Below are 285 nucleotides of genomic sequence, written 5' to 3' on the forward strand. Positions count from 1 at the left end.
GAAATGTTCATGATTCTGTGCCTTACCTTGACCGATTGGATCACCAAATCGCACGATTTGGTTTTCAAGTGGAAGCTGTCGCTCTTGATTCCGGATATTTAACGACTCCCATTTGTAAAGGATTATCCGACCGTCATATTTTTGGCGTTATTGCCCACAGACGATATCATCCCACTAGAGGCTTGTTTCCAAAATGGAAATTTCATTATGACAGTGAACAAGACCGTTACATTTGCCCGAACCAGCAGGTACTTACATACTCAACAACTGACCGAAAAGGCTACC

The 285-nt window shown here is 42.8% G+C and carries 1 pseudogene; it reads left to right on the plus strand.

The annotated features are described in order from the left end of the window. Positions 1–285, plus strand: a pseudogene (locus Q3W56_RS20795) (IS5/IS1182 family transposase); the annotation flags it as partial.

The sequence above is a fragment of the Bacillus sp. C28GYM-DRY-1 genome (assembly GCF_030519405.1).
GTDB classification, from domain to species: Bacteria; Bacillota; Bacilli; order Bacillales; family Bacillaceae; genus Bacillus; species Bacillus spizizenii_A.